Origin of the sequence: Mesorhizobium sp. M7A.F.Ca.MR.362.00.0.0 (assembly GCF_004023175.1) — a bacterium.
GTDB lineage: Bacteria > Pseudomonadota > Alphaproteobacteria > Rhizobiales > Rhizobiaceae > Mesorhizobium.
The window spans coordinates 3,696-15,310 of record NZ_RZTF01000132.1 but is presented as its reverse complement, the minus strand read 5'-3'; the positions used below and the strand labels follow the sequence as shown (position 1 = coordinate 15,310).

The 11,615-nt window shown below is 61.1% G+C and carries 16 protein-coding genes and 1 pseudogene; 9 read left to right on the top strand and 8 right to left on the bottom strand.

Annotation, left to right across the window (positions count from 1 at the left end; all coding sequences use genetic code 11):
* Window positions 1–741: sensor histidine kinase (locus tag EOC06_RS17605; RefSeq protein ID WP_164898628.1), on the top strand; the 741-nt coding region annotated here is incomplete at its 5' end.
* Between the two features lie 93 nt (window positions 742–834).
* Here the strand turns inward: EOC06_RS17605 and EOC06_RS17600 are convergent.
* Window positions 835–1,080 (bottom strand): YMGG-like glycine zipper-containing protein, encoded by a 246-nt coding sequence (locus EOC06_RS17600; RefSeq protein WP_023810994.1) that lies wholly within the window; start codon window positions 1,078–1,080, stop codon window positions 835–837.
* Window positions 1,081–1,163: 83 nt separating this feature from the next.
* Window positions 1,164–1,490, bottom strand: coding sequence for a hypothetical protein (locus tag EOC06_RS17595; RefSeq protein ID WP_128308360.1), 327 nt, complete (start codon window positions 1,488–1,490; stop codon window positions 1,164–1,166).
* A gap of 150 nt (window positions 1,491–1,640) precedes the next feature.
* Here EOC06_RS17595 and EOC06_RS40830 point away from each other — a divergent pair, with 150 nt between their 5' ends.
* Window positions 1,641–1,892, top strand: coding sequence for a hypothetical protein (locus EOC06_RS40830; RefSeq protein ID WP_206631205.1), 252 nt, complete (start codon window positions 1,641–1,643; stop codon window positions 1,890–1,892).
* Window positions 1,893–1,919: 27 nt separating this feature from the next.
* On the opposite strand, the pseudogene EOC06_RS17585 reads toward EOC06_RS40830, so the two are convergent.
* The 3 genes and pseudogenes from EOC06_RS17585 to EOC06_RS17575 form a co-directional block, all read right to left on the bottom strand.
* Window positions 1,920–2,944: pseudogene (locus EOC06_RS17585) on the bottom strand (sensor histidine kinase).
* 178 nt (window positions 2,945–3,122) lie between these two features.
* Complete coding sequence (locus EOC06_RS17580) at window positions 3,123–3,290, bottom strand: DUF1328 domain-containing protein (RefSeq protein ID WP_013529282.1); 168 nt, start codon at window positions 3,288–3,290, stop codon at window positions 3,123–3,125.
* Between the two features lie 276 nt (window positions 3,291–3,566).
* On the bottom strand, window positions 3,567–4,361 hold the full coding sequence (locus EOC06_RS17575) for a response regulator (RefSeq protein ID WP_023810997.1): 795 nt from the start codon (window positions 4,359–4,361) through the stop codon (window positions 3,567–3,569).
* Window positions 4,362–4,577: 216 nt separating this feature from the next.
* On the opposite strand from EOC06_RS17575, the gene EOC06_RS17570 reads away from it, so the two are divergent.
* Both EOC06_RS17570 and EOC06_RS17565 read left to right on the top strand, forming a co-directional pair.
* Entirely contained in the window at window positions 4,578–4,781 is a 204-nt protein-coding gene (locus EOC06_RS17570) for a NepR family anti-sigma factor (RefSeq protein ID WP_128308358.1), read from the top strand.
* 3 nt (window positions 4,782–4,784) lie between these two features.
* Window positions 4,785–5,336, top strand: a complete 552-nt coding sequence (locus EOC06_RS17565; RefSeq protein WP_013529285.1) for an RNA polymerase sigma factor — start codon at window positions 4,785–4,787, stop codon at window positions 5,334–5,336.
* Window positions 5,337–5,349: 13 nt separating this feature from the next.
* Here EOC06_RS17565 and EOC06_RS17560 read toward each other — a convergent pair whose 3' ends face one another.
* Window positions 5,350–5,721: a response regulator gene (locus tag EOC06_RS17560; RefSeq protein ID WP_027163154.1), complete on the bottom strand. Its 372-nt coding sequence runs from the start codon at window positions 5,719–5,721 to the stop codon at window positions 5,350–5,352.
* A 148-nt stretch (window positions 5,722–5,869) separates the two neighbouring features.
* Between EOC06_RS17560 and EOC06_RS17555 the strand changes: the two genes are divergently transcribed.
* The 3 genes from EOC06_RS17555 (at window position 5,870) to EOC06_RS17545 (ending at window position 7,556) form a co-directional block, all read left to right on the top strand.
* Complete coding sequence (locus EOC06_RS17555) at window positions 5,870–6,631, top strand: Crp/Fnr family transcriptional regulator (protein ID WP_127269632.1); 762 nt, start codon at window positions 5,870–5,872, stop codon at window positions 6,629–6,631.
* Between the two features lie 128 nt (window positions 6,632–6,759).
* Window positions 6,760–7,086: a YqjD family protein gene (locus tag EOC06_RS17550; protein WP_023811001.1), complete on the top strand. Its 327-nt coding sequence runs from the start codon at window positions 6,760–6,762 to the stop codon at window positions 7,084–7,086.
* An 11-nt stretch (window positions 7,087–7,097) separates the two neighbouring features.
* Window positions 7,098–7,556 (top strand): hypothetical protein, encoded by a 459-nt coding sequence (locus EOC06_RS17545; RefSeq protein ID WP_127330383.1) that lies wholly within the window; start codon window positions 7,098–7,100, stop codon window positions 7,554–7,556.
* A 15-nt stretch (window positions 7,557–7,571) separates the two neighbouring features.
* Here the strand turns inward: EOC06_RS17545 and EOC06_RS17540 are convergent, their stop codons facing one another.
* Window positions 7,572–9,104, bottom strand: coding sequence for a sensor histidine kinase (locus EOC06_RS17540; RefSeq protein ID WP_128308357.1), 1,533 nt, complete (start codon window positions 9,102–9,104; stop codon window positions 7,572–7,574).
* Between the two features lie 149 nt (window positions 9,105–9,253).
* On the opposite strand from EOC06_RS17540, the gene EOC06_RS17535 reads away from it, so the two are divergent.
* Window positions 9,254–9,454, top strand: coding sequence for a hypothetical protein (locus EOC06_RS17535; RefSeq protein ID WP_127330379.1), 201 nt, complete (start codon window positions 9,254–9,256; stop codon window positions 9,452–9,454).
* A 29-nt stretch (window positions 9,455–9,483) separates the two neighbouring features.
* On the opposite strand, the gene EOC06_RS17530 is transcribed toward EOC06_RS17535, so the two are convergent.
* The gene (locus EOC06_RS17530; RefSeq protein WP_127330377.1) at window positions 9,484–10,404 is read right to left on the bottom strand and encodes a diacylglycerol kinase family protein; all 921 of its coding nucleotides are present in this window, start codon (window positions 10,402–10,404) and stop codon (window positions 9,484–9,486) included.
* Between the two features lie 258 nt (window positions 10,405–10,662).
* On the opposite strand from EOC06_RS17530, the gene EOC06_RS17525 reads away from it, so the two are divergent.
* Window positions 10,663–11,615, top strand: a 953-nt coding sequence (locus EOC06_RS17525) for a PRC-barrel domain-containing protein (protein WP_245469716.1), incomplete at its 3' end; no start/stop codon positions are given.

Below are 11,615 nucleotides of genomic sequence, written 5' to 3'. Positions count from 1 at the left end.
TTCTCGCAGCCGTCGTCGCGCGCCATTCCGGTGATGCTGGGGCTATTCGGCCTGCTGTTGGCGGGCGCCATCGCGCTGGTGGCGCGATATCAGGAGCGGGCCTATGAGGCAGCGTCGCGGTTGCACGAAACCACGGAAAAGAGCCTGATCGAAAAAGACCTGATGCTGCAGGAGATGAAGCATCGCATCAAGAATTCGATCACCAGGGTGCTGGCGATCGCGCGCCAGACGGCATCGCGGGCTACCGACGTCAACGAGTTTTCCGCATCTTTCTCGGCCAGGCTGCAGGCGATGGCAGCGTCCCAGGACATGCTGACGCGCTCTCGCTGGCAGAAGGCCGATCTTGGCGATCTCTTGCGCATCGAACTCGGCCAGGTGTTCGGCAAGGAGTTGCCCGAGGGGCTGCTGTCAGGGCCGCAAGTGCTGCTTGACGAAACCACGACGCAAGCGCTCGGCCTGACCTTCCACGAACTGGCGACGAATGCGCTGAAATACGGCGAAGCCGGCAATTCCGTGGGGGCACTGAAAGTGGATTGGTCTCTGGAAGGGCGTGGGCGCGACAGGACGCTGGCCCTCAACTGGCGCGAAAACGGGCAGAAGAAACTCGAAGCTCCCGCCGAAACCGGCTTCGGCACCAAGCTGATCGATCTCAACGTGACGCGCGAATTACGCGGTACGATCAAGCGCGACTACCAGGCCAATGGGCTGAACGTGGAAATCAAAATTCCACTCGCCAATTGAGCGCGACCTTCTCCCGAAAAGGATCAAGCGTCCGGACATGAAAAATCCGAAGGCCAGCGGACCAGCCTCCGGATCGTTTCGATTATCGCCGAATCAGTTGCAGCGAGCCGTGTAGATCCGGCCGCGATGATCGCGATATTGGCAATAGCCGTTGCGCAGATTGCGCACCAGCAGGCCGGAACCGGCGCCAACGGCCGCGCCGATCAGCGCGCCCTTGCCGCCGCCGACCAAGCCGCCGACACCGGCGCCGATCAAGCCGCCGCCAACCACGTCCTGTTCGGTCGAGGTGCAGCCGCTGACGGCAACCACCGCAACCAGGGCAATAATCATCTTCCGCATAGAGTCACTCCTCACTTTTTGTCCTCACTTGGTAAAGCTCCAGCTGCCATTTAGCATGAAATGACGGCCTTTGCTGCTGCAATCTATTGTTGGTGAAGATAGTCTTTTTCTGGGCCTGCCGCGTTCGACGCCATTACCAGGCTGGAAATTGCCAAAGAAGCGTCAAGCGTACCATCGGCGCGCACGTTCCAGACGATCTGATCGTAGTCGTCTTCAAGCACCGGATCGACGGCAAGACATTTGGCGACGATGTGATCAGCCTGCCCTTGCACGTCGCCCAAGACGAATGGGCGCTCGGCCACACATTGCTCGGCGGTCGCGAAAATGCTGACGGGCACCTGGAGTTCACGGCAGTCGGCCATCGTGTTCGAGCAACCGACTACCAGCAGCAATGCAGCGATATGTTCCATGGCGGGAAAGTCCTCTCGCCATAGTAACGGTCTACATCAGCCAAAGTTCCTGGCTCGCTGGGCGGGCAGTAAATAAGACGGCGACAATTGATTCTGTCGCCGGCCGAAACGAGCTGGCCTCAATAGACCAGCTGGTACAGGGCGATCACCATGATCACCGCCACCAAGGCCAACGCAACAAGGCGCAAGGCTCCGTTGGGGACAGGGGCCAGCGGTGGCGCGGATGACTCGGAGTCCTCAAAGTCGCCCATGGAAATCCGGGCGGCCTGCTCCAGTCTGTTCATGTCGGCAACCGTCAAGGCATTCCTCCCGCACCATGCTGCAAATCCTGCTGCGGAAATGTTCGGTGATGCAACAGGTTCCAGCGGTATCTGGGAAAAACAGCATCTGCTTTTATGGTGAACAACTGGTTAAGAAAGCTTGGGTCGCTCAATCCGTCTCGAAATTGCCGTGCGGAACGACAAGGCGGTACTCGAGACGGCCAGCCGCGATTTCGCCGTTCCGTTCAGTGACGCCGGCACGACCCGTTCGAGTGCGACGCTGCCGAAGCGCTTCTCGCTACGCCTGACATCACTGGCTCCGATTGCCTCGGCCCATGTCAGCGACAGGGAGGTTCCCGTGTCGGCGGCGGTCAGGTTGGCTGTAACATTGACGAATCCATCGGGCCGCGACAGGGCGCCATAGCTCACCGAATTGACGGCGAGTTCATGCATCGCAAGGCCGATATGCAGGGCAGCGTTGGGATTGAGATAGGGGTTTGCCCCCTGAAACCGCAGGCTGCGAACCGGATCGCCGCCGTAGCGGCCCACCTGACCCGATACGAGTTCGCGAAGTGCGGCGCCCCGCCAGTTGGAAGAGGTCACGAGATCCTGGGACGAAGCCAGCGATTGCAGCCGGCCGCGAAAACGTGTCAGGAAATCGCCGATGCTGTCGGAGTAGCGACCGGTCTGGGTGGCTATGCTCTGGATGATCGCCAGCAGGTTTTTCGAGCGATGGCTCACCTCCCGCAACAGCGTCGTCAGGGTCTGCTCACGGCGCTTCTGCTCGGTCGTCTCGACCATCGTGGTGACGACGCCTTGCACCGTGCCGCCGTCGCCGTGGTCGGCATCGATCCAGACCTCAAACCAGCGGCTGCCATCCTCGACGGGAACGCTGATCTCGAGACGTTGGGGGTTGCCGGATGCAATGACGTCGCGCTTGGCCGCGCCGATGCGGTCGGCCTGCGCCTCCGGCAGAATACCGATGCTGTCGGCGGTGTCCGAAACCCAGGGCGCACGCATGTTGCGCGCCCATACGGTTTTCATCTCGCGATCCTGGTAGAGAACGGAAATGCCGGCATTGTGCAACGCGTGAAGAAGGGCGCGGCCGAGCTGCATGCCGCTTTCGGCAGGATGGAGGGCGATGACTTCATCGCTTTGCACGTCGTCCTTCCTGTTTCCGGTCCTGGAACCCATCGGCCAAACTGTCCACCCAATTCAGGCTGAACGGCTCACCGGTGAATGGGTTCCAAAGAGGTTTCCCGAACCCGCCGCCAAAAAACGGTCCGCCGGACGGCGTCCTTTGAAGGACACCGCCCGGCGGTGGCTGGAAACCGTTTGAGGGGTGCGGCTTCCAGTGTTCGGCCGTCCGTCCTTACGAAGCCCGTTTGAACAGGCCCGCAAGAAGCGAAATGACCAGGAAAGCGAGGAAGATGAAAAACAATATCTGCGCTATGCCGGCAGATGTACCGGCGATGCCGCCGAAACCAAGCGCGCCGGCGATGATCGCAACGACGAGAAATACGAGCGCCCAGTAAAGCATTATGCATCTCCTTCGAATGATGCGATAAAAACGTGGGTGGTTGCGGTTTGTTCCCACCCTTTGCCGAAAAAGACCGAGCTTGCAAATCGTTCGGCAGCCGGACGCGCAGGAAATTCGCCCTCACCGCCCGATGCGTGGATCAGGCGGCCCGAAGTGAAGAATTGAAGAATTGAGGAATTGATGAATTGACGATTTTGATGATCTGGAGAAATCGGCGAGCGAGGCTATCGCCTTCAATTCCTCAATTCCTCAATTCCTCCACTCCTCAATTCGCGACTATGCGGCTGCTTTCGCCTGCCGGTCAAAAAACAGTGCCTGGCTGATCAGCGCCTTGACCATGTCGGGATTGAACGGCTTGGTGACCAGGAAGGCTGGTTCCGGTCGCTCGCCAGTCAACAGGCGCTCGGGGAAGGCGGTGATGAAGATGACCGGCACCGACGTCGATGACAGGATCTCGTTCACGGCCTCGATGCCGGAACTGCCGTCGGCAAGCTGGATGTCGGCCAGCACCATCTTCGGCCGTGTCTTGCCGAACATCATCACGGCCTCGGCATGGGTGCGCGCCGTTCCAACGACGCGGTGCCCGAGGCTCTCGACCATTTCTTCGATATCCATGGCGATCAGCGGTTCATCCTCGATGATCAGAACGTCGGTTGCCACCTGACGGGATATCTCGTTGCTCGCCTGGGCAAGCAGCTCTGAAAACTCCTGGTCGCCGACGTCGAGGATCTCAGCCGCTTCGTCCTCACTGAAGCCTTCGACAGCCACGAGCAGGAACGCCTGACGGGGCCGTGGTGCAATTGCATTCAGATTGGCGGCGGTGCGCTGTTCCCACGCCGATTGCGCCTGCTCCTGTGGGACGCGGATGGCGACCGATGTGAACAGCTTGGCGAAAACCTTGTACAGCGCGATGCGGTCGCTCGATGCTTCGGGAAATATCTCGATATCGGCGATGATGGCCTCGAGCATCGCGGCTACCAGCGCATCACCACTCTCTTGCGACCCGGAAACAGCCCGCGAGAAGCGGCGCAGGAAGGGCAGATGTGGTGCGATGGTGGCGGATAAGCTCATGGTAAGACGTCTCCCTCAGAATGACGTGAATGCGTAGCAGGTCAAGCTGACTGCAAGCCCTGACGATAACGCGGATTTTTAGAAAAAGTTCCGCCTCGACGGAACAAATACCGGGGAGGGGCGTTTGGGGTCGGGATGGGCAACCAGACGAGGGCGCCGCTTGCGTTGTGTTGAGTATGATAAGAGCGGTTTGAGCGCTGGGAATACAAGGGCAAAATGAAGGATATGACGAAAGATATTCTGGCTGGCGCCGAGAGCAGGCGCCGGAACGGTTCTGGTGATGCTCTTGGGCCGAACTCCGAAATCGGACGCAAACTCAAACAATATTACGACGCGCTGGTCTCCGACGATGTGCCGGATCGCTTTTCCGAGTTGCTTAGCCAGCTGGAACGGGCTGAACCCGCACAGAAGAAGGACTGAGGCATGGCCGCGGTCTCACAAGGCTTCAAGACCGATCTGCTTGGGGCAATCCCAAGTCTGCGCGCGTTCGCCGTGTCGCTGACGCAAAATGCCGACAAAGCCGACGACCTCGTCCAGGAAACGCTCGTCAAGGCCTGGGACAAGCATGAGAGCTTCCAGCCCGGCACCAATCTCAAGGCCTGGCTTTTCACCATCCTGCGCAACGAGTTCTATTCGCAGATGCGCAAGCGCGGGCGCGAAGTGCAGGACAGCGACGGTATCATGACGGCCAGGCTTGCCGTTCATCCGGCCCAGCACGGCCAACTCGACCTGAAGGATTTTCGCGGCGCCCTGGAGCAATTGCCGGAGGACCAACGCGAAGCCATCATCCTCATCGGCGCATCTGGTTTCTCCTACGAGGAGGCCGCCGAGATCTGCGGTTGCGCGGTGGGAACGATCAAGAGCCGCGTCAGCCGAGCCCGTACGCGCTTGCAGGAGATCCTGAAAATATCAGGCGAGGACGAGTATGGTCCGGACGCAATTTCGGCCCAGGTAACGAGCTCGCCGGCGAGCTGACCGCGATCGTGTCTCAAGCACGTCCGCAGGCCGCGGCGACCGCTTGCACGAGGTCTTCACCCGAATAGGGTTTGCCAACCAGCCTGACGCCCGGAAACGATGCCTTGATTTCATCGGCATCCGAATAGCCCGACGCAAACACGAAAGGTATGCCTGCCGCGCGCAGCCCGGAGGCGAAATCGATGGTTGAGGCGCCGCCCAGCATCAAGTCGACAATGGCTGCATCGAATCGCGTGGCGACCTCGCGGCCATCGACCTCGGTCAGGTCACGGGCGATCACCACCTCATCGGCGCCATGGTCGCGGCAAAGCTGCTCGACGTCCATGGCGATCAGAAATTCGTCCTCCAGGACCAGAATCCGCAATCCGTCGAGCAATGTGGGCACAGGCAAAGACTCCTTGAAACGCCGGAGTCATGATCGCTAATTCGCTTGCTGTCATTTAAAAAAGACATGTGGCAAGCGGGCGGAACCTCAATCCTTGCAACGCGTTGAAACGCGCTCTCCAAGAGCGGGCTTTCGAAGGGGGGTCGAAATGTCGGTTCAGAACAATAGCGCTTTCTCCAGCCGCCAATATCCTTGCGAGAACTGCCCATTGCGGCCGTTGCCGATTTTCCGCGATTTCGAAAAACAGGAACTGGCCTTCATCAGCAAATTCAAGAAGGGCGAACTCGCAGTCGAAAAGGGTGGCACGGTGCTGGTGGAGGGAAGCCATAGCGCCCATCTCTACACCGTGCTCTCCGGCTGGGCGTTTCGCTACAAGCTGTTGCTGGACGGCCGCCGCCAGATCCTCAACTATCTCATGCCCGGTGATCTGATTGGCCTGCAAGGCAGTGTGATGGGCGAGATGCAGCATTCCGTGGAGGCACTGTCGCCGATGCTGCTGTGTGTTTTCGAGCGCGAATATCTGCATGAGCTGTACCGCAATCATCCCGGGCTGGCCTATGACATCACCTGGATCGCATCGCGTGAAGAGCGGATGCTGGACGAGAATCTGCTCAGCCTCGGGCGCCGCAGTGCGATCGAGCGCGCTGCCTATCTCATCGCCTTCATCGGCAGCCGCGCCAAGGTCGTCGGACTGAATGGCAACCAATCCGTCCAGATACCGATCACGCAACAGCACATCGCCGATACGCTTGGCCTGTCGCTGGTTCACACCAACAAGACGATCCGCAAGCTGATGGATCGCAAGCTGATCGTCTGGCGCGACGGCGGCTGCGTGGTTTCCGACAATGAAGGGCTCAAGCGGCTCGCCGGCTGGGAAGGGCTGGGTGAAGCGCGCCGGCCATTAATCTGAGGAAGCGTGTTTTGCCGGAGCCGGCGGACCGGGTGCGCGCCGATGCGTTTTCGGCTACTTTGTCCCCAATGCCGGAACCTTGAGACGCGCAGCGCGTTTGAAACCAAGCAATCACAAGGAGTTAAGCCATGGCCACTGCCGCAGGAAAGACCGCAAACGACGCCCGTGCAAATGCGGACCTGGAAGCCGACATCAGGCAGTTGAAGGCCGACATCGACAAGCTCACCAAACAACTGGCCAAGACCGGCGAGCATGGCTATGGCACCGCGCGCCGCGCAGCCACGGAAGGGGTCGAGCAGTTGCGTGCGCAGGGCGAAGCAGCCTTTGACAGCCTGCGCAGCAATGCCAAGGACATCGAAGCGCAGATGATGGCAAGCGTGCGTGAAAAGCCGGTGACGTCACTGGCGATCGCCGCCGGCGTAGGCTTCCTTTTCGCGCTCATCGCGCGTCGCTAGTCGCGCTCCAGATGGGAATGTTGGCAACCCTGATCTCGGGCCTCGCCTCGGGGGAAACCGTGGCCGCCATACACCGGGCGCGCACGGCGGCAATCGTCTATGTGATCGCCATGGCCGCCGCACTTTGCGGTCTCGTTTTTCTTGTCGGGGCCGCCTATATCTGGACGGCGATGCGCTATGGGCCGCTTGCCGCGGCACTGGGGTTTGGCGTCGGTTTCCTGGTGCTTGCCGGACTTATCCTGCTGATCTACCGGATCTCCGCAGGCTCACGCGCCCGGCGCCGGGCGCAGCGCCGCAATGCCGACATGAAGGCGATCGGCATCACCGCCGCACTCGCCGTGCTGCCGAGTCTGCTCAAGGGAAAAGGCGGTCTCGGCGTCATTCTGGGTCCGGCCGTGGCGCTCGCGGCCTACGCCATCTACCGCGAGAATGTGAAATCCGACGATCTGGATGAGAGCGAACGGAGATAGAGCTGTTGGGAGAGGTCACTTTGACAACTCTTCCAGCGGCATCGATATTTCGGCAAACACGCCCTCCGGCCGGAATTCATGGGTCACTTCGCTGGAAATGACCTTGGCTAGGCTGCGGCGAATGAGGATCGAGCCGAAGCCGTGCCGATCCGGCGGAGCGACTTGCGGGCCGCCGCTTTCGCGCCAGGTCAGCACAAGACGCCGGGCATCCCTCCTGCCTTGCATCCTCCAGCCGAGATCGACCCTGCCTGACGGCACCGACAGCGAGCCATATTTCAGCGCGTTGCTGGCCAGTTCATGCAGGATCAGGCCAAGCCCGACGGCCTGGTCGGGCGACAGCAGCAGGTCGTCGCCGGAGATCGTCATGCGCGGCTGCTCGGCCGTTTCGAAAGGTTTGACCTCGATCTGGACGAGTTCACTGATGCCAATGCCGCGCCACTCGCGGTCCGACAACAGATTGTGGGCGATGCCCAAGGCCTGAAGCCTGGCGCCGAACGCCTCGAGGAACTCGCTTGGCTGGCGGGCATGGCGCACGGTCTGCGTTGCCAGCGCCTGGACGGTCGCCAAAGTGTTCTTGACGCGATGGTTGAGCTCACGCAGCAGCAGCCGTTGGCGTTCGTCGCCGAGCTTACGCTCGGAGATGTCGTAGTTGACGCCGAAGATCAAGGTCGGCTTGCCGTCGCCGTCACGCTCGATGACACGGCCGCGCGTGGCGAGCCAGCGCGGCGGATGAAAGCCCTTCACCCGGTATTCGCCGAAATAGTCGTCGCTGCCGGTCAGGGCGTCGCGAAAGCGGGTTTCGGTCTGGTAGACGTCACGCGGATCGATGGCGGTGAGGATGTCGCGTGCGCGCAGCCGGTTGGAGCGCGGCAGGCTGAACAGCTCCGACATCAATGTGTCGCATTCGATGATATCGGTGCGGATATCCCATGCCCAACTGGCGAGCGACGCCGCATCGAGTGCGATGGCACGTCGTTTTTCCTCGCGAACCAGTGCGGCCTCGGCGATCGCGCCGCTGCGGGTTGCGTCCTTGAGGGTGAACAGGCTGGCGGCGAGGCCGGCGAGCGACTTCAGCTGGTGGAGCTCGGCGCGGGATGGAAAACCATGCGGCTCGTGGTCGAGCACGCACAGCGTGCCTATGCGGGCACCTGCCACAACCATCGGCGCGCCGGCATAGAAGCGGACATGGTGCTTTCCGGTGACCAGCGGGTTGGTCTTGAAACGGGGATCCGTCGTTGCATCCACCACCACCATCGGCTCGTCGCCGGCGGCAATCGCATGGGCGCAGAAGGAGACGTCGGTCGCGGTTTCGGCCTCGTCCAGGCCGAAGCAGGATTTGAACCACTGCCGTTCGAGGTCGACGAGTGTAACCAGGGCCATCGGCACCTGCATCACCGCCGCGGCAAGGCTGCTGACGCGGTCGAAATCGGGGTCGGCCGCCGTATCCAGCATCTCCAACCCGTGCAGCACGGCGAGGCGGTCAACATCCTTGACTGCGCGCGCAACTTCGGCCGGCAGCTCGGGCACTGTTTGCGTCTTGCCAGTCACCCCACTTGCCTCGTCCCGGTCTTCGCCGCCGCCTGCTTGCCCTGGTGCAAGGCCAGCGCGCTTTTCCGGAACCATCCTAGCGAGGAACCGTTACCCGACCATGATTTGCCGAGCGCGCCAGTTGGTGCAGAATGAGACAAGGATCGAGCATGGCCAAGATCATTCCCGAAAACAAGGCGCGGCAGGGGCGATGGGGCTGGCATGGATTTCGAATCCTGATCGCCGGATTGCTTCTGGTGTTTGCGGCTTGGGGCATTGCCGAGATTTATGGTGTGTTGATCAAGACGCCAACCAGCGATGAACAGCATGTCCCGACACCCAGCACCACCGAGCAGGCTCCTGCTGGTTAAAGCCGCTTTGTTCGTTGCAACGCATAGCATCAGGCGGCTCTTGATTGGGCCGCACTCGCCGGCACCAGTACATTCAGCGCGCCAGGCTGGATTTCGATTACTGTTTCACGGTCAAGCCTGACCAATTCGCCGTCCATCACGGCGCGAAATTTGCGGCTGCTCGAATGGATTTTCAGCACCGTTCTGTTCGTCTGGTGGATTTCGACATGTTCGTTGTCGCGCCATTTGCCGCGCGCCACGTTGAAGAAGAACTTGACCAGTTCGGCGCGCTGCTTCGCCACCGTGACATAGACACCGAGCACGCCGCCCGCCGGATTGTCGGCGTAGGGCAAATGGCCTTCGCCGAACAAATTGTTGGTGATGCCGATCCCGGTGATGCGTGCCGCCATTTCGGCATCACCGATGCTGAGCGTCACATTCATCGCAGGTGGATTGTTGATCGTCGCCCAAGCCGCCTTGGCCGAGGCGCGGATCTTTCCCAACCGCGAACCGAACTCCATCTTCTGGCGCAGTTGCACCATCTTCGCATGCATGCCGATCGAGAACTGATGTATGAAAGGTTGGCCATTGGCGGTCGCCACGTCGACCGCGATGATTTCGCCGTCGGCGAAGGATTTCAGCGCCCCATCGAGCGACTGCGGAATGCCCAACCCCCGTGCGAACAGGTTCATGGTGCCGGCCGGCAATATGGCAAGCGCCTTCTTCGTGCCCATCAGCCGGGCGGCCGCGGCGGAAATGGTCCCGTCGCCGCCACCCGCCAGCACGATGTCGACAGAGCGACGCGAAGCCGCGCTGTCGAGCGTTTCCACCACGTCCTTGCCGGCGACAATTTCGATGCTGAGCGAGTGCCCTGCCGTCTCCAGCGTCTGATGCATCCTGTCGGAGAAGGCGACGAGGTCGGTGGTGCGCAAAGTGCCGCCATCCCGGTTCAGCACCGCTGCGAATTTCATACCCCGCTCCACCATGTCAGCCAAAAAGCGGCCGGGACACGCCCAGCCGATGGCTGAACGCGGCGGCGACGGAAAGGTTCCCTTGACACGGAGGGGCTTCTAAGCCGCTCGATCATTTCCGTGTTTTCGTTTCCCGAACCGCAGTGGTTTTGTCGGAACAACAGACTGGTCACGACGTTGTGAACCTGTAGATGCCGCGTCCGATTTCCCCAGCGACCACGACGCGGCGCATGAGATCAGGCACGAGGAGAGACTATCATGATCCGCAATCTTTTAGCCACGACCGCACTCGCAACACTGATCGCGACGGGCGCATATGCGCAGAGCGCGACGACCCCGGCGCCGGCACAGAGCCCAGCCGTTCAGGAGTCAGGCGCCGCGACGGTCCGCGCAGAGGGCAGCATCGTCACCAACATCATCGGTGAATCCGTCTACAACGGCACCGGCGATGATGCCGAGAACATCGGCAATGTCAGCGACGTCGTCTTCGACAAGGATGGGCAGGCGAAATCCGTCGTCATCGACGTTGGCGGCTTTCTGGGTGTCGGTGCCAAGAGCGTCGCCTTCGAATACGGCAAGCTGCAGTGGGCCGAAAAGAATGGTGACCGCTGGCTGGTAGCCCAGACGACCAAGGACGAGTTGACCGCTCAGGCGGAATTCGACAGCCAGCCCTACAGTCCGGCCCCCGCACCTGCGGCGTCGACCGACGCGACCGCACCTACGGCACCTGCTACGACGGATACGGCACAAAAGCCGGCCGACATGAACGCCGCTCCGGCGGAACCGGTAAAGCGCGCGGACGGTAACCTTGCCACCAACATCATCGGTGAAGACGTATATAACGGAACCGGTGATGACGCGCAGAATATCGGCGACGTCAACGACATCGTGCTGACCAAGGAAGGCAAGGCCGAGTCCCTGGTCATCGGCGTGGGCGGTTTCCTTGGCCTCGGCGCCAAGAATGTCACCTATGATTTCTCTAAGGCGCAGTGGGCCGAGAAGAATGGCGACCGCTGGCTGGTGGCCCAGACCACCAAGGAAGAGCTGCAGGCGCAGCCCGATTTCGACCGCAAGGCCTATGATCCGGCGCCGGCCACGACGGCTTCCAACGAGCCTGCGGCCACCGCTCCGGCTGCTGTGCCGTCCGACACGACGGCTCCTGCTGTCGCTCCGGCAGACAAGACCGCCGAAGCTCCGGCAGGACCACCCCT

Excerpts from the sequence above, each read along its gene's own strand:
- EOC06_RS17600 (WP_023810994.1), bottom strand. The coding sequence starts at position 1,080 with ATGCGGAAGATGATTATTGCCCTGGTTGCGGTGGTTGCCGTCAGCGGC.
- EOC06_RS17595 (WP_128308360.1), bottom strand. The coding sequence starts at position 1,490 with ATGGAACATATCGCTGCATTGCTGCTGGTAGTCGGTTGCTCGAACACG.
- EOC06_RS40830 (WP_206631205.1), top strand. The coding sequence starts at position 1,641 with ATGATCACCGCCACCAAGGCCAACGCAACAAGGCGCAAGGCTCCGTTG.
- EOC06_RS17580 (WP_013529282.1), bottom strand. The coding sequence starts at position 3,290 with ATGCTTTACTGGGCGCTCGTATTTCTCGTCGTTGCGATCATCGCCGGC.
- EOC06_RS17575 (WP_023810997.1), bottom strand. The coding sequence starts at position 4,361 with ATGAGCTTATCCGCCACCATCGCACCACATCTGCCCTTCCTGCGCCGC.
- EOC06_RS17570 (WP_128308358.1), top strand. The coding sequence starts at position 4,578 with ATGAAGGATATGACGAAAGATATTCTGGCTGGCGCCGAGAGCAGGCGC.
- EOC06_RS17565 (WP_013529285.1), top strand. The coding sequence starts at position 4,785 with ATGGCCGCGGTCTCACAAGGCTTCAAGACCGATCTGCTTGGGGCAATC.
- EOC06_RS17555 (WP_127269632.1), top strand. The coding sequence starts at position 5,870 with ATGTCGGTTCAGAACAATAGCGCTTTCTCCAGCCGCCAATATCCTTGC.
- EOC06_RS17550 (WP_023811001.1), top strand. The coding sequence starts at position 6,760 with ATGGCCACTGCCGCAGGAAAGACCGCAAACGACGCCCGTGCAAATGCG.
- EOC06_RS17545 (WP_127330383.1), top strand. The coding sequence starts at position 7,098 with ATGGGAATGTTGGCAACCCTGATCTCGGGCCTCGCCTCGGGGGAAACC.
- EOC06_RS17535 (WP_127330379.1), top strand. The coding sequence starts at position 9,254 with ATGGCCAAGATCATTCCCGAAAACAAGGCGCGGCAGGGGCGATGGGGC.
- EOC06_RS17530 (WP_127330377.1), bottom strand. The coding sequence starts at position 10,404 with ATGAAATTCGCAGCGGTGCTGAACCGGGATGGCGGCACTTTGCGCACC.